18 protein-coding genes are annotated in these 19,782 nt (G+C 58.9%); 14 read left to right on the forward strand and 4 right to left on the reverse strand.

Annotated features, from left to right (window positions below; genetic code table 11):
* The first annotated feature begins 6 nt into the window (after window positions 1–6).
* From NR302_RS11025 to aroQ, 3 genes are read left to right on the forward strand one after another with little or no spacing between them, the layout of a single operon-like run.
* Window positions 7–1,266, forward strand: coding sequence for a gallate dioxygenase (locus NR302_RS11025; RefSeq protein WP_008110513.1), 1,260 nt, complete (start codon window positions 7–9; stop codon window positions 1,264–1,266).
* Window positions 1,266–2,105 carry an amidohydrolase gene (locus NR302_RS11030; protein WP_258143457.1) on the forward strand — a complete coding sequence of 280 codons (840 nt, stop codon included), beginning with the start codon at window positions 1,266–1,268 and terminating at the stop codon, window positions 2,103–2,105. The genes NR302_RS11025 and NR302_RS11030 overlap by 1 nt, the downstream gene beginning before the upstream one ends.
* On the forward strand, window positions 2,102–2,533 hold the full coding sequence (aroQ, locus tag NR302_RS11035; protein WP_258143458.1) for a type II 3-dehydroquinate dehydratase: 432 nt from the start codon (window positions 2,102–2,104) through the stop codon (window positions 2,531–2,533). The genes NR302_RS11030 and aroQ overlap by 4 nt, the downstream gene beginning before the upstream one ends.
* Here aroQ and NR302_RS11040 read toward each other — a convergent pair whose 3' ends face one another.
* Window positions 2,534–3,760 carry a LysR family transcriptional regulator gene (locus tag NR302_RS11040; RefSeq protein WP_061723518.1) on the reverse strand — a complete coding sequence of 409 codons (1,227 nt, stop codon included), beginning with the start codon at window positions 3,758–3,760 and terminating at the stop codon, window positions 2,534–2,536.
* Window positions 3,761–3,890: 130 nt separating this feature from the next.
* Between NR302_RS11040 and galB the strand changes: the two genes are divergently transcribed.
* The 8 genes from galB (at window position 3,891) to NR302_RS11080 (ending at window position 11,354) form a co-directional block, all read left to right on the forward strand.
* Complete coding sequence (gene galB, locus NR302_RS11045; RefSeq protein WP_061718569.1) at window positions 3,891–4,631, forward strand: 4-oxalmesaconate hydratase; 741 nt, start codon at window positions 3,891–3,893, stop codon at window positions 4,629–4,631.
* Window positions 4,628–5,341: a 4-carboxy-4-hydroxy-2-oxoadipate aldolase/oxaloacetate decarboxylase gene (locus NR302_RS11050; RefSeq protein ID WP_258143459.1), complete on the forward strand. Its 714-nt coding sequence runs from the start codon at window positions 4,628–4,630 to the stop codon at window positions 5,339–5,341. The genes galB and NR302_RS11050 overlap by 4 nt, the downstream gene beginning before the upstream one ends.
* A gap of 3 nt (window positions 5,342–5,344) precedes the next feature.
* Complete coding sequence (locus NR302_RS11055; protein WP_258143460.1) at window positions 5,345–6,433, forward strand: 4-oxalomesaconate tautomerase; 1,089 nt, start codon at window positions 5,345–5,347, stop codon at window positions 6,431–6,433.
* Window positions 6,434–6,436: 3 nt separating this feature from the next.
* On the forward strand, window positions 6,437–7,321 hold the full coding sequence (locus NR302_RS11060; protein WP_258143461.1) for an NAD(P)-dependent oxidoreductase: 885 nt from the start codon (window positions 6,437–6,439) through the stop codon (window positions 7,319–7,321).
* Window positions 7,322–7,437: 116 nt separating this feature from the next.
* Window positions 7,438–7,893, forward strand: a complete 456-nt coding sequence (locus NR302_RS11065) for a heme-binding protein (protein ID WP_008110530.1) — start codon at window positions 7,438–7,440, stop codon at window positions 7,891–7,893.
* Window positions 7,894–7,908: 15 nt separating this feature from the next.
* Window positions 7,909–8,436: a sorbitol dehydrogenase family protein gene (locus NR302_RS11070; protein ID WP_258143462.1), complete on the forward strand. Its 528-nt coding sequence runs from the start codon at window positions 7,909–7,911 to the stop codon at window positions 8,434–8,436.
* A complete protein-coding gene (locus NR302_RS11075; RefSeq protein WP_258143463.1) occupies window positions 8,429–10,030 on the forward strand; it encodes a GMC family oxidoreductase in 1,602 nt (533 codons plus the stop codon). Before NR302_RS11070 ends, NR302_RS11075 begins: the two co-directional genes overlap by 8 nt.
* Before the next feature lie 10 nt (window positions 10,031–10,040).
* Entirely contained in the window at window positions 10,041–11,354 is a 1,314-nt protein-coding gene (locus NR302_RS11080; RefSeq protein ID WP_258143464.1) for a cytochrome c, read from the forward strand.
* 45 nt (window positions 11,355–11,399) lie between these two features.
* Here the strand turns inward: NR302_RS11080 and NR302_RS11085 are convergent, their stop codons facing one another.
* From NR302_RS11085 to flhB, 3 genes are read right to left on the reverse strand one after another with little or no spacing between them, the layout of a single operon-like run.
* Complete coding sequence (locus NR302_RS11085) at window positions 11,400–11,807, reverse strand: flagellar protein FlhE (protein ID WP_258143465.1); 408 nt, start codon at window positions 11,805–11,807, stop codon at window positions 11,400–11,402.
* Window positions 11,807–13,894: a flagellar biosynthesis protein FlhA gene (flhA, locus tag NR302_RS11090; protein ID WP_154156454.1), complete on the reverse strand. Its 2,088-nt coding sequence runs from the start codon at window positions 13,892–13,894 to the stop codon at window positions 11,807–11,809. Before flhA ends, NR302_RS11085 begins: the two co-directional genes overlap by 1 nt.
* Window positions 13,887–15,038, reverse strand: coding sequence for a flagellar biosynthesis protein FlhB (flhB, locus tag NR302_RS11095; protein ID WP_008110543.1), 1,152 nt, complete (start codon window positions 15,036–15,038; stop codon window positions 13,887–13,889). The genes flhA and flhB overlap by 8 nt, the downstream gene beginning before the upstream one ends.
* 834 nt (window positions 15,039–15,872) lie before the next feature.
* Between flhB and NR302_RS11100 the strand changes: the two genes are divergently transcribed.
* The 3 genes from NR302_RS11100 to tssM all read left to right on the forward strand — a co-directional run bounded on the left by NR302_RS11100 (window position 15,873) and on the right by tssM (window position 19,780).
* On the forward strand, window positions 15,873–16,367 hold the full coding sequence (locus NR302_RS11100) for an SH3 domain-containing protein (RefSeq protein ID WP_154156458.1): 495 nt from the start codon (window positions 15,873–15,875) through the stop codon (window positions 16,365–16,367).
* Between the two features lie 84 nt (window positions 16,368–16,451).
* Window positions 16,452–17,666: a type IVB secretion system protein IcmH/DotU gene (icmH, locus tag NR302_RS11105; protein WP_036649251.1), complete on the forward strand. Its 1,215-nt coding sequence runs from the start codon at window positions 16,452–16,454 to the stop codon at window positions 17,664–17,666.
* Window positions 17,666–19,780, forward strand: coding sequence for a type VI secretion system membrane subunit TssM (tssM, locus tag NR302_RS11110; RefSeq protein ID WP_258145186.1), 2,115 nt, complete (start codon window positions 17,666–17,668; stop codon window positions 19,778–19,780). The genes icmH and tssM overlap by 1 nt, the downstream gene beginning before the upstream one ends.
* The last annotated feature ends 2 nt before the right edge of the window (window positions 19,781–19,782 follow it).

Here is a 19,782-nt window from a genome sequence, read left to right on the forward strand (position 1 = left end):
AAAATTATGGCTAAAATCATAGGCGGTTTAGCGGTTTCTCATACTCCCACCATTGGCTTTGCGGTTGATCATAACAAGCAGCAGGAAGGCGCATGGGCACCGATTTTCGATGGCTTTGCACCGATGCAGCGCTGGCTGGAAGAGAAGAAACCGGACGTGCTGCTGTATGTGTTTAACGATCACGTCACCTCCTTCTTTTTTGATCACTATTCGGCGTTTGTGCTGGGCATTGATGACGAATATGCCGTGGCGGACGAAGGCGGCGGCCCGCGCGATTTGCCACCGGTAAAAGGTCATGCGGCGCTGTCACAGCATATTGGTGCCAGCCTGATGGCGGATGAATTCGATATGTCATTCTTCCAGGACAAAGCGCTGGATCACGGTCTGTTTTCGCCGCTGTCGGCGCTGGCACCGTGGCAAGGCGGCTGGCCGATGCAGGTGGTTCCGCTGGCGGTCGGCGTTTTGCAGTTCCCGATTCCTACGGCGCGTCGCTGCTATAAACTCGGCCAGGCACTGAAGCGCGCGGTAGAGAGTTTCCCGGAAGATTTGAAAGTTGCGGTGGTAGCGACCGGCGGCGTTTCACATCAGGTTCACGGCGAGCGCTGCGGCTTCAACAACCCGGAATGGGATGCGCAGTTTATCGATCTGCTGATCAACGATCCCGAGCGCCTGACCGAAATCACCCTGGCGGAATACGCCACGCTCGGCGGCCTGGAAGGTGCGGAAGTGATTATGTGGTTGATCATGCGCGGCGCGCTGTCGGCCAACGTCGAGAAACTGCATCAGGATTACTATCTGCCTTCGATGACCGGTATCGCCACGCTGATCCTCGAAAACCAGTCACGTGAAGCGCCGGTTGATGTGCACCAGCGTCAGCGCGACAAGATCAACCTGCAAATGAGCGGCGTGGAAAAACTGCCCGGCACCTATCCGTTCACCCAGGCGCGCAGCCTCAAAGCGCTGCGCATCAACCGCTTCCTGCACCGCATGATTCAGCCAGAGTGGCGTAAGCGTTTCCGCGAAGCCCCACAGGCGCTGTATCAGGAAGCCGGGCTGACCGCTGAAGAGCAAACGCTGATTACCGAGCTCGACTGGCGCGGCATGATCCATTACGGCGTCAGCTTCTTCCTGCTGGAAAAACTGGGCGCGGTGGTGGGCGTGTCTAACCTGCATATCTACTCGGCGATGCGTGGCGAAACGCTGGAACAGTTCCAGCAGACGCGCAATCAGCAGGTGCTCTACTCGGTAGCGGGGAAAAAAGAGTGATGTTTACGCAACCGGTTATCGACTGCCATCACCACGTTTTTGATCCAAAAAACTTTCCCTGGGCGCCCGAGAGCGCCTACAACCCGGACGGACACGAGCTGGCGACGCCGGATTACTATCGCGCCGTGATGCAGGCCTACAACATTCGCCACTCGCTGATTGTCGGCCCAACGTCGGGCTATAACACCGACAATCGCTGCCTGCTGGATACCATCAAGCGCGGTGAAGGACGTTTTAAAGGTATTGCTGTCACGCCGCGTGACGTGGATAGCGACACGCTCGCCAGCCTGAAAGATCAGGGCATCGTCGGCATTGCGCTGAACGTGGCGATGCTTGGCACCGAGCCATTTCTCCAGCTTGATGCCCTGATGGGCAGGCTGGCGGAGCTGGACCTCTTTGCCCAGATTCAGGTGCAGAACGATCAGCTGCTGGCGCTGATGCCGCTGCTGTCACGCACCCGCACGCGTTTGCTGATCGATCACTCCGGCCGACCAGACGTCGGCGCAGGCGTAGCACAACCGGCCTTTCAGGCGCTGCTGTCGCTGGCCGGTCAGCAGCGCACCAGCGTGAAACTTTCCGGGCTGGCGAAATTTTCCCGGCAGCCGTATCCCTTCAGCGATGGACATCCTTATCTGCTCGCCTTGCTGGACGCTTTCGGCGCGGAAAATTGCATGTGGGGATCAGACTGGCCTTTCCTGCGCGCCACTGAACGCATGGATATGGGCACGCAACTGCTGCTGATCGAACAGCTGATCCCCGATGAAAAGAGTCGCCGTCAGGTGCTTTGGCACACGCCACAGCGGCTGTTTGGTTTTACTGATTTACAGGAGTCACGATGAGAACCATCTATGTATTGAACGGCCCGAACCTCAATCTGCTGGGCACGCGCGAACCAGCAACCTACGGCTCCGACACGCTACAAAGCGTGGAAGCGCTGTGCCGCGCAACGGCGGAAGAGCTGGGCGTGGCGATTGAGTTTCGCCAGACCAACCACGAAGGTGAAATGATTGAGTGGATTCAGCAGGCGCGTCTCGAAGCGCAGGCGCTGGTGATCAACCCAGCGGCGTGGACGCACACCTCGGTGGCGATCCGCGATGCAGTGACTGGCGTGGCGTTGCCGCTGTGGGAAGTGCACATCACCAACGTGCACAAGCGTGAGCCCTTCCGTCACCACTCCTATCTTTCCGACGTCGCGCAGGGCGTGATCTGCGGCTACGGCATTCGCGGTTACCGCTATGCGTTGATGGAAGCGGCGCGCGCAGGCTGATTATTCATCCTGCCCGCACACTTCTCGCAGGCAGCGGATCAGCGCATCCGCTGCCGGTGAGTGCAGACAGCCCGCCCGCACCGTCAGTCCGATGGCGCGATCGGTATCCGGTAATGGCACCGGCAGCGCCACCAACGCACCGGACGCCAGTTCCACTTCCAGCTGGTGCGCGGAGACCGCCGCCAGCATATCCGACTGCATCAGCAAGCCGCGCACCAACGCCAAATCGCCGGTTTCCACCACCGGATCGGGCGCCGGAATCCCCATCGCCTGGAAACTGTTATTCAGCAGATATCGCGCTGGCGTGGCCGAACGCGGCAGCACCCAACGCGCAGCGCGCAGATCTTCGGTAGAAAGCTCACGTCCTAATAGCGGATGATCGTGACGCGCCAGCAGCACCATGCGTTCCGAGAACAGCGTCTCGCGCGTGACGTCCAGCGCATCTTCATCGCGGCGCAGCGCGCCAAAGATAAAATCGATATCGCCAGAGCGCATTTCCGAAGCCAGCACGCCAAAGGCGCTTTCACTGGTTACCACGCGCACGCCCGGATAACGCGCCGTCAGCATCACGATCGCCTGTGGCAGGATACGCGTGCGTCCCAGCGGCAATGCGCCCACGCGCACCGTTCCCTCAAGTATCCCGCTGCGGGCAGCAATATCAGCTGGAATGTGGCGCAGTTCATTCAGCGCACGTCGCACGTTGGCTTCAATTTCACGCCCGGCCAGCGAAGGCATCATGCCGTGCGGCGTGCGCTCCAGCAGCGCGATGCCCGCGCCATTTTCCAGTACGCGCAGCGCGGCGCTCACCGCTGGCTGGCTCAGCCCGAGCCGTGCCGCCACCGTCTGCATATGCCGCGTCTGACACAGGGTGATAAAAATTTGCAGCCGACGTACGTTAAATAGCCACAGCGGTTCAGCATCGCTACGCTGTGCGCCGCGTCCCTGCAATTTTGCCAGACGCTGCGGCACCTGATGCAACTCCTCAATCGCCCGCAACGCGCGCGGCAGCACGCATTTACCGAAGTCAGTCAGCATCATGCCACCGGCATGACGTTCAAACAGCGTCACGCCTAAGGTGAGCTCCAGGTCGCGAATGGCACGGGTAATGGCCGACTGGGTGCGAAATAATTCATCTGCCGCCCGCGAGACACTGCCTTGTGCCACCACCTGACTAAATGCCCTGATTTGCATAAGGTTTGTCAGCTCTTGCATGTCCTTTTCCGCCATCTTTCCCTGCCCCTTTTCGCTACCGATCGATGTCGCAATATAAATAAAACGCATACCCGCTGCAATTAAATGAATTATCGCCGCCAGGTTGGCAGTGACAGCATGGAAAAAAACAGCGGAGGAGTATGCCATGACTAACAACACCCCAAAAAAAACCGCGCTGGTGGTCAGCGCTCACTCAGCGGATTTCGTCTGGCGCGCCGGCGGTGCCATCGCGCTGCACCATGCGCAGGGCTATGACGTCCACGTTGTCTGCCTTTCGTTTGGCGAGCGCGGTGAATCAGCCAAGCTGTGGCGCAAAGGGGAGATGAGCGAGGCGAAAGTCAAAGCCGCCCGCCGCAGCGAGGCGCAAGCCGCCGCCGAGATTCTCGGTGCCAGCATTGAATTTTTTGATCTCGGCGATTATCCGCTGCGTGCCGATAAAGAAACCCTGTTCCGCCTTGCCGACGTCTATCGCCGGGTGCTGCCGCACTTTGTTCTGACCCACTCATTGCAGGATCCCTACAACTACGATCACCCAATGGCCACGCATCTGGCGCAGGAAGCGCGCATTATCGCCCAGGCCGAAGGCTACCGTCCGGGCGAAAAAATCGTCGGTGCACCGCCGGTTTACTGCTTCGAACCGCATCAGCCCGAGCAGTGCAACTGGAAGCCGGATGTGCTGCTGGATATCACCTCGGTGTGGGACAAAAAATATCAGGCGATTCAGTGTATGGCCGGGCAGGAACATCTGTGGGAATACTACACGCGCGTGGCACAGCAGCGCGGGGTGCAGGCCAAGCGCAACGTCGGAATTACCACCAGCCGCGACATCATTTATGGCGAAGGTTATCAGAGCATCTTCCCACGCGTAACCGAGGATCTGGCATGAGCATCATCGCTAAAAAAGGCGTCGCGGTGCGCCACATTCCGCGTGCGGCGGCTGCAGATATCGACGCGCTGGCGCGCTTTGGCGTCGCCACCGTGCATGAAGCGCAGGGGCGCAAAGGCTTGCTCGATCCCGCCATTCGCCCAATTCAGCAGGATTGCGCCATCGCGGGCAGCGCGGTCACCGTGCTGGTGGCACCGGGCGATAACTGGATGTTCCACGTCGCGGTAGAACTCTGTCAGCCGGGCGATGTGCTGGTGGTTGCGCCGACCTCGCCGTGCAGCGACGGCTTCTTCGGCGATCTGCTGGCGACCTCGCTGCAAGCGCGCGGTGTGCGCGGATTGGTGGCGGATGTCGGTGTGCGTGATAGCCGCACGCTGCGCGAGATGGGCTTTGCCGTCTGGTCGCGCGCGGTATATGCGCAAGGCACAGTTAAAGAGACGCTCGGTTCGGTGAACGTGCCGCTGGTGTGTGCCGGGCAGCTGATCTGGCCGGGTGATGTGATCGTCGCCGATGACGACGGCGTGGTGGTGGTGGCACGCGACGAGGCCGCCAGCGTGGCAGCCAAAGCGCGTCAGCGTGAAGAGCTGGAAGAGAGCAAACGCCTGCGTTTAGCGGCCGGTGAGCTGGGTCTTGATATCTATCAGATGCGCCCGCGCCTGGCGGAAAAAGGACTGCGCTATCTCGACACGCTCGATCAACTGGAGGAGTAAACCATGCGCCAGCGTCGCATTCCCTGCTTACTGATGCGCGGCGGCACCTCCAAAGCCGCCTGTTTTCTGGCGCAGGATCTGCCCGCAGATCCTGCGGCCCGCGATCGGGTGCTGCTGGCGGTGATGGGATCGCCCGATATCCGCCAGATTGACGGTCTCGGCGGGGCCGATCCGCTCACCAGCAAAGTGGCGATCGTATGCGTCTCACACCGGGACGATGCCGATGTCGATTACCTGTTTGCCCAAGTCAACGTCGATCAACCCAGCGTCGATTACGGGCAAAACTGCGGCAATATCCTCGCCGCCGTCGGGCCTTTCGCCGTCGAACGCGGGCTAGTAAAGGCAGGCAATCAACGCACCCGCGTGCGCATTTTCATGCAGAACACCGGGCAGATTGCCGAAGCAGCGTTCGCCACGCCTGATGGTGAAGTCGACTATGACGGTGATCTGCGCATTGATGGCGTACCCGGCAGCGCAGGCGAGATCGCCCTCACCTTCAAAGACATTGCCGGATCGAGCTGTGGCGCGCTGCTGCCGACCGGTCAGCCGCGCGACTGTTTTGATGGCATCGATGTCACCTGCATCGACAACGGCATGCCGGTGATTCTAATCCGTGCGGCGGATGTCAATCGCAGCGGTTATGAAAGCCGCGACGCGTTAGACAGCGACAGCGAGCTCAAGCAGCGGCTGGAGTCGATTCGCCTGCAGGCCGGGCCGCGAATGAATCTAGGGGATGTCAGCCAGCGTACGGTGCCCAAAGTCACGCTGCTGGCTGAAGCGCGTCACGGCGGCGCGATTAGCTCACGCACCTTTATTCCGCACCGCTGCCATGCCTCGATTGGCGTGCTTGGCGCGGTGAGCGTTGCCAGCGCCTGCCTGATCCCCGGCAGCGTCGCCGACGGACTGGCGCGCACCAGCCAACAACCTCAACAGCGCCTGAGCGTGGAGCATCCCAGCGGCGAATTCAGCGTATTGCTGCAGCGCGAAGGCGATAACCCGCTGGCGGGCTGCGGTCTGCTGCGCACCGCACGCGCCATTTTTGCCGGAGAAGTCATGATTCCGGCGGCGGTCTGGCCCTTCAGCAAGGAGTAATTAATGAACATCACCTTTATCGGTTTTGGTGAAGCGGGCGGCATTCTCGCCCAAGACTTACAGGCGCAAGGCAACGCGGTGACGGTGTGGGACCGCAAAGCCCTCGTGGCAGAAACCCTGCCCGCGCTGCAGCAAAAAGCGCAACAAGGCCGCGTGCGATTGGCCGCTTCGCTGGCGGACGCGCTGCAGGATGCCACGCTGGTGTTCTCCACCGTTACCGCGTCGCAGGCCCTCAACGTGGTGCAGCAGGCGGCAGCGCTGTTACAGAACGGGCAGCATTTTCTCGATCTCAACTCGGTAGCACCGCACACCAAACGCGCCGCGGCTGAAGTGATTCACGCTGCGGGTGCCAGCTATATCGACGTGGCGGTGATGGCGCCGGTGCCACCCAAGCGGCTGGCGACGCCGCTGCTGATTGGCGGTGCGCAGGCTGAACGGGTGAAGCCGCTGCTGCACCAGCTGGGCCTCAACAGCCGCCTGCTGGGTAGCGAAGTGGGTGAAGCCTCGGCGATTAAGATGTGCCGCAGCGTGATGATCAAAGGCCTTGAGGCGCTGACCACCGAATGCCTGAGCGCGGCGCGCCAGTACGGCGTAGAGCAAGCGGTGCTGGATTCACTGCACGCCAGTTTCCCGTCGCTGGGCTGGAACGATCAGCTGCCGCACTACCTGATCAGCCGCGTGGCGGAGCACGGTCAGCGACGCGCTGAAGAGATGCAGGAAGTGGTGAAAACGCTGCAGGACGTCAAGGTACCGGCCGACATGAGCGCAGCGATTGTTGCCACCCAGCAAGGACTGGTAGATGCGTTAAACGCCCGTGCCCTGCGCTATCAACAACTGACGCCGTTCATTTGGCAAGAGACGCTGGATAAGATCTATCCACCTCAATGAGTTATACGCCTTAAGGTATGCGTTTTGTTTATCGGCAATTGTTTACATTTTTGCAACGGCGTAGCGTAAGCGAGACGAGAAGCAGGTTATAAAACAATAAATATCGGAAGCAAAACATGAAGATTAGAGCATCTGTCACCCTTTCCCTGCTGCTGGCAGCGGGTATTGGCCAGGCCAGCGCAGCCGCGCTGGACGCCAGCCACACCAACCAGGTTATCACCAGTGTGAAAAACAGCATCAGCGCCCAGCACAGCACCGGCTGCGTGGCGGTAGTTGATGCCAGCGGTACGCTGCTGGCCTTCCAGCGCCTGGATGGCGCATCGCCGGGCTGTGTCGATGCCGCGATCGGTAAAGCACGCACCTCGGCGTTGTATCACGCCCCTTCCCTGAAATTTATGCAGCGTCTGCAGAGCGGCGAAACCACGGTGCTCGCCATCCCGCACGCTGTGGCGCTCGGCGGCGGTTTCCCGCTCACGCTGCAAAATGAAGTGGTCGGCGCGGTCGGCGTCAGCACTCCTAAACAGGATCTGGATAACCAGGCTTCAGAGGCTGCCGCTCAGGCGCTGAAATAACTTTCGGGAATTTCCATGATGACTCTTTCACGCCGCCGGTTGCTGACCGGCACGGCGGGCCTGCTGGTGGCTGGCGTCCTGACGCAGGCGCTTCCCGGCAGCCTGGCACTCGCCTCGCCGCCGCTGGCCGCCGCAGTCGCGCCTTCTGCCAGTTTCACTGCGATTTCAGCCCGATTAACCGGAATGGACCAGCCGGATGCTCTGCTGGCGCAGCGCCTCTACAGCTGGCTACACCACCACTTCCCGCAGCTGGATAGCCAGCTCGATACGCTCAACGCGCTGCTGCAACAGCAACCCGCCGCCAACGGCAGCAGCCTGCTGGCGTTGCTCAGTACGCAGCCCAAAGCCATCAACGATCTTTATCAGGCGCTGGTTTCCGGCTGGTATCTCGGCGTTGTTGGCCCGCTGCCGCGCCCGCAATGCATCGCTTTTGAGAACATCGTCAGTTATCAGCTGCTACGCGATTCCCTGTTACCGCCGAGCTACGCGCCGGGGCAACCTAACTTCTGGACGCAGCCGCCTGCAAGGAGAGCACATGTCTGATTCATTAAGCGCCGATGTGGTAGTGATTGGCGCCGGGATTGCCGGTTCACTGGCGGCGCTGAAGATGGCCAAAGCCGGCGCATCGGTGTTGATGCTGGAGTCTGGCCCGGAGATTAAACGCGATCAGGCGGTGGAGTATTTCCGCAACTCGCCGTTTAAGGGCGATTTCACCGAACCGTATCCGCCGCAGCCGTGGGCGCCGCAGCCGAAATTTATCCCCAGCGATAACAATTACCTGATTCAGAAAGGCCCGGATCCCTATCGCGCCCAATATCTGCGCGGTACCGGCGGCACCACATGGCACTGGGCTGGACAAGCGTTCCGCCTGTTGCCGAACGATATGCGCATTCAGTCACTGTACGGCATTGGCCGCGACTGGCCGATCAGCTATGACGAGCTGGAACCTTATTACTGCGATGCCGAATATCAGATGGGCGTTTCTGGCGATAGCGATCTGGCCTCGCCGCGTTCGCGCCCTTACCCGCTGCCGGGCATTCCGCTGCCGTACGGTTTTGATCGCCTGAAGCAGCGTCTCGGTCCGCTGGGTTATGAGGTGGGCATTGGTCCGCAGGCGCGTAACAGCATCGCCTACGACGGTCGCCCGGCCTGCTGCGGCAACAACAATTGCATGCCGGTTTGCCCGATTGACGCACAGTATCACGGCGGCATCGCCGCGCGTAAGGCGCTGGATGCCGGTGTGAAAATCGTCACCAATGCGGTGGTGTTTCGCATTGAGGCCGACGACAAAGGCGCCATTCAGGCGGTGCACTATCTCGATCAGAACAAAGCGCGCCATCGCGTGACCGGCAAACAGTTTGTCCTGACCGCCAACGGCATCGAAAGCCCGAAAATCCTGCTGCTCTCCACCAGCGATCGCTACCCGAACGGCATTGCCAACAGTTCCGGCATGGTGGGTCGCAACCTGATGGATCATCCGGGATCATCAGTGGAGTTTTACGCCGATGAGCCGGTGTGGTTTGGCCGTGGACCGATGCGTCCCGGCAGCATCAATAATATGCGCGACGGCGATTTTCGTGGCGAGCGTTCGGCATTGCGTATCGATCTCGCCAACACCTCGCCGGTGCGCTATCTCACCGAACGACTGGTGCGTCAGGGCTATTACGGCAAGGTGCTTAACGACAAGCTGGCCTTCCAGGCCGAGCGCTTTGTCCAGCTGAAGTGCCTGCTGGAGATGCTGCCGGAGCCGCAAAACCGCGTCACGCTGAGCAAAACGGAGAAGGATGCCTGGGGCATTCCCCGCCTCGAGGTTTACTACAGCTTCCCGGAATATGTGCATCGCGGCTATGACCAGTCGATGATCGACTTCCAGCGCATGGTGAAAGAGATGGGCGGAACGGAAGCGGTTTACAGCAAGCGCGGCGTTTACGACAACAACCAGCACATTACTGGCACCATGATCATGGGCAGCAATCCGCAGGATTCGGTGGTGGATGGTCACTGCCGCACCCACGATCACCCGAACCTGTTTATCGCCGGCACCGGCATTATGCCGTCGGCCTCGACGGTTAACTCAACGCTGACCGGCACCGCGCTGGCGCTGCGTATGGCCGATAGCGTTCTGGCAAGCTTGTAAGGAGCACCCGATGAAACCTGTATTTATTCAGGCCGCTATCGCGGTGGCTCTGATGCATTGCGCTGTGGCGCAGGCGGCAGACAATGCCGCTCAGATTAAGCGCGGCGAATATCTGGCTCGCGCCGGAGACTGCACTGCCTGTCACACCGCCACCAACGGCCCGCTGTTTGGCGGCGGCTTTGCGGTCAGTACGCCTTTCGGCCAGATTTGGGGCAGCAATATCTCCTCCGATAAGCAGTACGGTATCGGCAGCTGGAGCGACGATCAGTTCGTTGCCGCAGTGCGCGACGGCATTGGCAAAAACGGCGAGCAGCTCTATCCGGCAATGCCGTATGACTCCTTCACCAAAATGAAGCGCGACGATGTGCTGGCGATCAAGGCCTATCTGCTGTCGATGCCGCCGGTGCATCAGGCTTCACCGCAAACCGACCTGCCGTTCCCGTTCAACCAGCGCTGGGGCATGCGCTTCTGGAAATGGTTTAACTTCGATAAAGGCGAATTGCAGAACGATACGCAGCAGAGCGCGCAGTGGAATAATGGTCGTTATCTGGTTGAAGCGCTGGCGCACTGTGGCACCTGTCATACGCCGCGTAATCTGACCATGGGCATGGATAACGATAAAGCGCTGGCGGGCGGCGATCTCGGCGGTTGGATGGCGTACAACATTACGCCGGATAAGCAGGCAGGCATCGGTGACTGGAGCCAGCAACAGCTGGTGACCTACCTGAAAACCGGGTTTGTTGCCAACAAAGCCAGCGCCTCCGGTCCTATGGCCGAAGCGATTGAGCACAGCCTGCAATATCTGCCGGAGAGTGATCTGCAGGACATCGCCACCTATCTGCGCAGCGTCAAGCCACAGCCGGACGCGCAGCAAACCCGTGCGCGCGACAGCTGGGGACAACCTTCCACCGCGCTGATTGCACTGCGCGGTGCCGATGACGCAACCCGCAATGCTCAGCCCGGCGCGGTGCTGTTTGCCGGTAACTGTGCCAGCTGTCATGGCGCGGAAGGTGCGGGATCGGGCAGCGGATTCCATGCCTATCCATCACTGTTCCATCACACCAGCACCGGCGCGGCAGATGCGCTGAACGTGGTATCGGTGATCCTCAACGGCGTACATCGCAATATGACCGAGGGCGAAGTTTTTATGCCGCCTTTTGCCCCTGAACTGAGTGACCAGCAGGTGGCGGATGTCAGTAACTTTGTGACCCAGCAGTTTGGTAATCCGGCGGCGGCCAAAGTGGATGCGAAGCAGGTTAAAGAATTAAGAGAGGATGCAAAACTGGCTTCACCTCCGATTTACGGTCAGGGAGATAAGCCTTAATTAACGCACTCGGCGGCGCAGGATGCGCCGCCGATGTAACACGCGTTACTGATAATTCACGGTCACTTCACTGCTCACCACGCGCAAGCCCGGCGGCAATGCGCCTTTCCCCTGAAAGCCAAACGCCAGATGCAGCGTCTCTTCTGCCGCCACGTTGGCTAAGCCACGCGTGCTGCCGCTGGCGCCTTCAATCTCGACACAACGATCGCTCGCGCACAGGCGTACCAGCAAACCCGAAGGCGCAGGACGGCTGAGCTGATAACGCCAGTTCACCAGCGAGATGTTACCCGGCGCGCTGGAGGGCGCACGCAGCGCAGGCGTCATCAGCCAGTTACCGCGCACGCCAATGCTTGGGCCGCTGGCGCTGGCGCTCCAGGCACCGCTGGCCGCATCGGCAGCCAGCGGCAGCGCCATCATCGGCAACATCATCAATGCCCAGCACCAGCGACGCATTACTTGCCTCCAATGGTGGCGGTCATGCGGATCTGACGGTTGTCGGTCAGCTCCATATTCGACAGCACAATCAGCTGCGGCAGGTTGCGGCGCAGGAAGCGCGCCAGCAGCGCACGCAGTGGATGATTCACCAGCAGCACCGGTGGCGCGCCCGCCATCTCTTGCTGCTGCAGTGCACCTTGCGCCTGCACCAGTAAGCGATCCGCCAGACCCGGCTCAAGGCCGCCGCCGCCCTGCAGCGCCTGCAGCAGCAGACGTTCCAGCGTGGCATCGAGGCCAATTACCTGTACTTCGCCGTTGCCAGGGAACCATTGCTGGGTAATCGCACGTCCCAGCGCCACACGCACTACGCTGGTCAGCTCTTGCGGATCGTTCTGCACCGGCGCATGTTCCGCCAGCGTCTCAATGATGGTGCGCATATCGCGAATCGAGACGCGCTCGGTCAGCAGGTTTTGCAGCACTTTATGCAGCGTGGTCAGGGTGATGACGCCCGGCACCAGATCTTCGGTCAGCTTCGGCATCTCCTGCGTAACGCGATCCAACAGCTGCTGCGCTTCCTGACGGCCAAACAGCTCGCTGGCGTATTGTCCGATCAGGTGATTGAGGTGCGTCGCCACCACGGTGCTGGCTTCAACCACGGTAAAGCCCTGAATCTGCGCCTGCTCTTTCAGGGCGCTATCGATCCAGATCGCCGCCAGACCAAAGGCCGGATCGACAGTCGGCTCGCCCGGCAGCGAACCGGCGGCGGTGCCTGGGTTGATCGCCATCCAGCGCCCCGGATAAGCATCACCGCTGCCAATTTCCACGCCTTTCATCAGGATGCGGTAACGCGCGGGCGGCAGCTCCATGTTGTCACGGATATGCACCACCGGCGGCAGGAAGCCGACCTCCTGCGCCACCTTCTTACGAATACTGCGGATACGCCCCAGCAGTTCGCCGTTTTGCAGGTGATCGACCATCGGAATCAGGCGATATCCCACTTCCATACCCAGCGAATCTTCCAGTTGCACATCGGTCCACGACGCTTCCACGGTGGCCGGCGTTTCCTGAGTTTTCACCAGACTTGAGGCTTCGGTTGGTTTCTTCGGCTGCATTTCGCGGCCGCGCAACCACCAGGCGAGTCCCAGCAGTGAAGCGGTAAACAGCAGGAACACGAAGTTTGGCATGCCCGGCACCAGTCCGAGTAAACCAATCACGCCGCCACTCAGCATCAGCACCCGCGGGTTTCTGAACAGTTGGGTCACCATCTGCTCGCCGACATCCTGATCGGTACCCACGCGGGTAACGATGACACCTGCGGCAGTGGAGATCACCAGCGCGGGGATCTGCGCCACCAGGCCGTCGCCGATGGTTAACAGCGTGTAGGTTTCGCCCGCATGGCCGAGATCCATACCATGCTGCACTACACCAACCAACAGGCCGCCGATGACGTTAATCACCATGATCAGGATACCGGCGATGGCATCACCGCGAACGAACTTACTCGCACCGTCCATCGAGCCGTAGAAGTCGGCTTCCTGCGTCACTTCGCTACGACGTTGCTTGGCTTCCTGTTCGCCAATTAAACCGGCGTTGAGGTCGGCATCGATCGCCATCTGCTTACCCGGCATACCATCCAGCACAAAACGCGCGCCGACTTCAGCGATACGTCCCGCACCCTTGGTGATGACCATGAAGTTGATGATGACGAGGATGATGAACACCACGATACCGATGGCGAAGTTACCGCCAACGAGGAAGTGACCAAAGGCTTCCACCACGCGTCCGGCGGCATCGGCACCGGTATGGCCTTCCAGCAAAATGATACGGGTTGAGGCGACGTTCAGCGCCAGACGCAGCAGCGTCGAGAACAGCAGAATGGTCGGGAATGCGGCGAACTCCAGCGTGCGTTGGGTGAACATCGCCACCAGCAGCACCATGATCGACAGCGCAATGTTAAAGGTGAACAGCAGGTCAAGAATGAATGCGGGTAACGGCAGCACCATCATCGACAGGATCAACATGATCAGTACCGGCCCAGCCAGCACCTGCCATTGCGTGTCTTTAAAGTTGCCCGGTAAACGCAGCTTCTCGGCTAAATTAGCCATCGTTAGTGTTCTCTCCTGCAAAGTCCATGTCTGCCGGAACCGGCAGGTTTTTTGGTTTGTTTGGAATCAGGCCGCCTTCGCGCTTCCAGCGTCGCAGCTGCCAAACCCAGGCCAGCACTTCTGCCACTGCGCCATACAGCGCGCCGGGGATGAACTGACCAATTTCTGTGTGTCGATACAACGCACGCGCCAGCGGCGGTGCTTCGAGAATCGGGATACGGTGCTCTTTGGCGAGCTCACGAATTTTCAGCGCGATATCGCCGGCGCCTTTGGCAATCACTTTCGGCGCGCTCATCTTGCCTTCCTGATACTTCAGCGCCACCGAGTAGTGCGTTGGGTTGGTGACGATGACATCGGCTTTCGGCACATCGGCCATCATGCGACGACGAGCGGCGGCGCGCATCGCCTGACGAATACGCCCTTTAACGTGCGGATCGCCTTCGTTCTGTTTGTGTTCGTCGCGAATTTCCTGGCGCGTCATCTTCAGCTTTTTGAAGTAGCTGTAGAGCTGCCAGAACACGTCAAAACCGACCATCGGGAACAGGCCGAGCATGATCAGCCCGCAGCAGGCGGCGATCATCGATAAACCATGATGCAGCGCGTTGATGGGTGATTCGCTCATCAAACGCAGCATCTCTTGCCAGTGGCTCCAGATGTACCAACCGGCGACGATGCCCACCAGCACCGCTTTCATAATCGACTTCACCAGCTCAGCGGCGGTTTGACCGGAGAACATGCGGCCGATTCCGGTGAGCGGGTTAAGCTTTTTGAGATCGAACTTGATGGATTTACCGCTGAAGTTAAGGCCGCCCAGCGCCATCGGTCCGGCAATCGCCACCACCACTAAGCCACCCATCAGCGGCAGCAGCGCGATCACCGCCTGCTTAATCAGGCTGCCAATGTGGCCGATGATCACTTTGTCATCGCTGACCATGCCGTGGTCAAAACGAAAACCGGTGGCGACCATGCTCGCCAGACGCTCCGCCATACTGTTGCCGCCGACCCACAGGATCAGCAATCCAATCAACAGCATCATCACTGAAGTCAGCTCGCGCGAACGCGGAATCTGCCCCTCCTCACGCGCTTTTTCAAGTCGGTGGGGTGTGGGCGATTCTGTTTTGTCCTCGTTACTCTCTTCAGCCACGACGTACCTCAGCTGGCAGGAATTCTGAGCATAGAATGCCAAAACCCCGTCAGGCTAAAGCGCGGATTAAAGGGGGGAAATGTGAGCTTATTTAGCCATAAGTGAAATTGCGTTGAGTTACTGGTCACAGCAGTTATAAAAAAAGGCGTCCTGCAGCATGTGATTACCATGTGGAGGACGCCTTTATCCAAAGCACTCGTTTCGGCTAAGACACGAAGCAAATGCGCAATGTCAGAGAGGTATTGCAAACGGTGTGCCAGATGATTTTTGTCGCAGTACTGGCGCAATATAAAGGCTGCCATCACCTTCCTGGCTGAAAAATGCACTATCAAGTCGCAAAGGGTGCACAGCCTTTGTGCACCTTGCCTGTGACGCAGAAAGGGCAGTTAAGCAAAAGCCATGCCGTGCTGCTTTTAAAAGTGGCAAAAAAGTGCCCGGAAATTCCGAATTTAAGAAAATTGTTTCGCTGAGCAATCTTTTTTAATCTGAAAAAATAGATTAATCTTATTTACCATTTTCGATTGGCACTAGCAGCGACCAAATGCCGCTGCGCACCCTCGCATCGCTAACTGCAGCGAATAAATTAATGAAGCTTATCTATCACCGTGACTATGTGTTTTATATCATTGTCCTGCGCTGCTTTTTCGCCCGGTAGCATGGGATTTCTCATGGTGCAATGGTTTGAATTCTAAAAAGTCTTAGGTAGACTTAGTTCAGCACTATCTTTCTGTAATCTGTCTGTTTTTTTGATGGCTTTCTCGCTGCCTAATCTGCCTGCCTTAAAGGCTCGTGCCGCAGATTACTCTGCAGCTAATCTGATGAAATTTGAGGATCATGGTGAATAAGAGTCTCGTGCTTGTGTTGCTGGCGGTGTTAAGTCTGGCTGCGTGTAAAGCGCCACCGCCACCCGTTACTGATGACACGCTGGTAACCAGTGAAGTGAATGGCGTCCAACTGGTTCATCGTCATGCGGTGGCAGCACCTGGCGAATTCACGCCGGTCAATGAGAGTTATCGCGCGCTCTATGCGGCATCCGTGATGACCACGCCTGATTTCGGTGGCAAGGTAGTGCGCTATCTTGATAACGCCAAACCGTTTGAAGTGCTGGGACGTGTTGAACACAGCTGGCTGGCGGTGGCCGATGAGCCTAACGGCCAGTTAATTGGCTATATTCCGCCGAAAGCGGGCGTAGAGAGCAGCCGTTATGACGCGACCATTCGTAGCGATCGCCCGCGCCCTCGCCGCAACAGCAAACAGGTCTGTGTGGCCGTTGGGGGCGCCAGTAAGGCTTGTCGCACTAACGATACCGCGACCTGGATTTTAGACTGATAATGCAATCCGGCGCACAATGCCCGCAGCAGCTTTCGCTATGCGGGCTGTGATTTTCGCCCTTGCCTGGATAACCAAGATTTAATGACTCAGGATTCCCTTGCTCGCGATGGCATTGTCGCGGGCAATGATAACCTTTTGCTTAATGCCGCAGCACCTATCCTGAATGCCGTGGTACGTATACGGCAGGCCGCTACGCATGACGATCCTGCCGGCTTGCGCCAGTTACTGATCGAAGAGATCCGCCAATTCGAACAACGCTGCAAACAAGCGGGTTTACCTTTTGAAATGATCATCGGCGCGCGCTACTGCCTGTGCAGCGTGCTGGACGAAGCCGCGGCGCAAACGCCGTGGGGCACGCGCGGCGTGTGGTCCGGTAACGGCATGCTGGTGACTTTTCATAATGAAAGCTGGGGCGGCGAGAAAGTGTTCCAGCTGTTATCGCGCGTTTCGCAGAGCCCGCAGCAGCATTTGTGGCTGTTGGAACTGATCCACTATTGCCTGTTGCTCGGCTATGAAGGTCGCTATCGCGGCAGTGACAGCGGTCGCGCACAGTGTGAAGCGATCCGCAAACGCCTGGCGCAATTGATAGCCGAGCATCGTCCGTCGAGCGCCAATCCGGCGGTGCCGCTGGTGGAAGTGCATCCTCTGGTCAGCACCCTGACGCGTCCAATGGTGCCGCTTTGGGCCTGCGTCACCCTGGCCACGCTGGTGGCGAGCCTGATCTACAGCGGGCTGAACTGGCGTCTCGGCAACGCCGCCGAACCATTGTTGCGCACCATCTATCAAACCCCGCTGCCACAAATCACGCCAGGACGTCGCCCTACTTCCCCTCAAGCGCTGCTCGATCTGCATCAACGTCTGAATGATGTGATTGCGGCCGGACAGCTGGAAGTGAGCGACGGCGCGTTCGGCAGCAAAGTGATTATCCCGGCGGACAAACTGTTCTCCAGCGATGGCACGGTGGTGAATCAGGTCGGTCGGGCGCTGCTGGCGCATGTGGCCAGCGCGATGAAAACCGTGAAAGGCACGGTTTTGGTGTCGGTGTATACCGACAACAGCCCGGTCGATGGCCGTTTCGCCTCCAGCTACGAATTCTCCTTTGCCCGCGCACGCGCCATCACCCAACTGCTTAATCCGCAGCTCGCTGAAGGTCACAGCGTGAAAGCGGAAGGTCGCGGCGACAGCAATCCGCTGCTGCCGAACGACAGCAATGAAAACCGCGCCCGCAATCGTCGGGTGGAAATCACCCTGTTTGTGACACCGGAAACCCTCGGCAATCATCAGGGAGGCCAATGATGCGCGCATCACTGCAACATCTGTTAACCCATCGCCTGCTGTGGAGCCTGATTGGCGTCACGGCATTGAGCTGCGTGCTGTGGATGCTCGGACCGCTGTGGAGCTGGGGCGATACGCGCCCGCTCGAGCCGGTATTGCCGCGCCAGTTAGCGGTCGGTCTGCTCTATCTGCTTTGGCTGCTGTTCCAGTTTATCCCGGCATTGTGGCGCGGCTGGTTTAACAGCAAGCTGCTTAACCGTCTGCAGCAGATGAGCCAGGAAGAGTTATCCGATCGTCAGGCCACCGAAACTCTGCTGGCGCAGCGCTTCAGTGAAGCGGCGCTGCGTTTAAAGCGCACTCAGTTTGGTCGTCGCCATCAGCAGAGCTGGCTAGCACGTTTTCAAAGTCATTACCTTTATCAGCTGCCGTGGTACGTGATGATTGGCGCGCCGGGCGCCGGTAAAACCACCGCGTTGCTTAATGCCGGTCTTGAATTCCCGCTCACCGACAGCCTCGGCAAAGCGGCGATTCGCGGCGTGGGCGGCACGCGCCATTGCGACTGGTGGTTTACCGACAGCGCAGTACTGATCGATACCGCTGGGCGTTACGCCCTGCAGGAGAGCCAGCGCGCGCGCGACGGCGCGGAGTGGCAGAGTTTTATTAACCTGCTGAAGCGCTATCGCACCCGCCAGCCGATTAACGGCGTGATCATGACCATCAGCGTCTCCGATCTGCTGACCGATTCAGCCGAAGCGCGTCATGCGCAGGCCAGCGCGCTGCGTGAGCGCATGGCGGAGCTGCATCAGCACACCGGCATTCACTTCCCGGTTTACGTGATGGTGACCAAAACCGACCTGCTCAAAGGGTTTATGAGTTTCTACGGCAGCCAAAGCAAGCCGCAGCGTGATGCAATTTGGGGCTTTACCTTTCCGTGGGAACCGGGCAAACCGCACAAAGATGACTGGCATCGTAGCTTCAGCCAGCAATATCAGCACTTAGAGCAGCGTTTACAGCAGCAATTGGCTGAGGTGATGGCGAGTGAACGCGATCTCACCCAGCGCGCCGACAGCTTCCTGTTCCCGCAAGAGTTCAGTTCGCTGCGTCCGCTGCTGAATGAGTATCTTGATGTGGTGTTCTCCAGTCATCAGGAGCCGATTGCCTGGTCGGCGCGCGGTCTGTTCTTCACCAGCGGCACGCAGGAAGGTTTACCGTTTGACCGCATCATGGGCGAGCTCAATCGTAAACTGCAGCTACCGCACACCGGTGAAAGCAGCCTCGCGGCCTGGGATAGCGTTAATCGCAGCAGCCCCATTCCGGGCAACAAAGGGCAGAGTTTCTTTATCCGCGATTTGCTGAGCGATTTGGTGTTCCGCGAAAGTGGCCTGGCGGGTAGCAATCGCCATTGGGAATACCGCAACCGCCTGTTCCACTGGATCGGTTATGGCGTGCTGACCGGCGCGCTGTTGCTGCTCTCCTGCTTGTGGCTCACCAGCTATATTCAGAATCAGCGTTATCTCGACCAGGTTGCAGAGCGCATTGGTCCGATCACCACGCAAAGTCAGCAGGTAATCCATCAGCCCGCCGATAATATTTTTGATCTGCTACCCTTCTTAAATAACCTGGTGAAACTGCCGCTCTCCGAGCGTTTTTCCCTCGACAATCCACCGCTTACCATGCGCGTTGGGCTGTATCGCGGCAACCAGGTAAGCGATGCGGCGTGGGCGCTTTATCAAAATGCGCTTAAGTCTTTACTGTTGCCGCGCGTGGCACAGCAGATCACTAATTTGCTGCGTGACGATCCGGGTACCGATAACGAATACAGTCGCAATGCGCTGCGCGCTTATCAAATGCTGTATCAGCCGCGCAATTATGACGGCGAGTTTCTGCGTGGCTGGCTGATGCAAAACCTGCAGCGTACGCTACCGGATGATGTTAGCGCGCGTGATTTGCAGCAGCTCGACTGGCATCTGAGCCAGCTGCTGGATCAACAAATTCAGTCTTCGCCCTATGCGCGTGACAACGCGTTGATGATGCGCAAGCTTGCGGAGAATCTGAAAAATGCCGGTGACAGCAGCAACACGCTGGCGATTGCGCCGCACGTCGTTTCGCAGCGATTGACCAGACACAGTGAGTAATG

The organism is Pantoea sp. SOD02, from assembly GCF_024707505.1.
GTDB lineage: Bacteria > Pseudomonadota > Gammaproteobacteria > Enterobacterales > Enterobacteriaceae > Pantoea > Pantoea symbiotica.